This window comes from Nocardioides sp. CPCC 206348, assembly GCF_048654705.1.
Lineage (GTDB): Bacteria > Actinomycetota > Actinomycetes > Propionibacteriales > Nocardioidaceae > Nocardioides.
Map to the genome: position 1 here is coordinate 7,200 of NZ_JBMCZA010000243.1, position 506 is coordinate 7,705.

The window sequence follows — 506 nt, forward strand, 5'->3', positions numbered from 1 at the left end:
GCGCGACCTGTCGACCATCGGCATCCGCGTCGTCACCATCGCGCCGGGCCTGTTCGACACCCCGCTGCTCGCCTCGCTGCCCGAGGACGCCCGCAAGAGCCTCGGCCAGCAGGTCCCGCACCCCTCGCGTCTCGGCGACCCCAAGGAGTACGGCGCCCTGGCCGCCCATGTGGTCGAGAACCCGATGCTCAACGGCGAGACCATCCGTCTCGACGGCGCGATCAGGATGGCCCCTCGATGAGCAAGCCGGTCTCGCTCAACGCGCGCGGCGGTTTCTACACCGAGGACCACGAGGCCTACCGGGCCTCCGTTCGTGAGTTCATCCGTCGCGAGGTCGAGCCCTTCCACCTCGAGTGGGAGGAGGAGCGCCTCGTCCCGCGCAACGCGTGGACGGCCGCGGGTGCCAACGGCATCATCGGTCTCGCCGTGCCTGAGGAGTTCGGTGGCGGCGGCGAGCCCGACTTCCGGTACCCGATGGTGGTGGCCGAGGAGCTCGCGGCGATCGG

At 70.8% G+C, this 506-nt stretch carries 1 protein-coding gene and 1 pseudogene; both read left to right on the forward strand.

Annotation, left to right across the window (positions count from 1 at the left end; all coding sequences use genetic code 11):
• A pseudogene (locus ACOADB_RS28360) lies at nucleotides 1–241 on the forward strand (3-hydroxyacyl-CoA dehydrogenase); the annotation flags it as partial.
• Nucleotides 238–506 (forward strand): acyl-CoA dehydrogenase family protein (locus ACOADB_RS28365; RefSeq protein WP_378607100.1); only part of this gene is annotated, 269 nt, incomplete at its 3' end. The pseudogene ACOADB_RS28360 and the gene ACOADB_RS28365, both read left to right, overlap by 4 nt.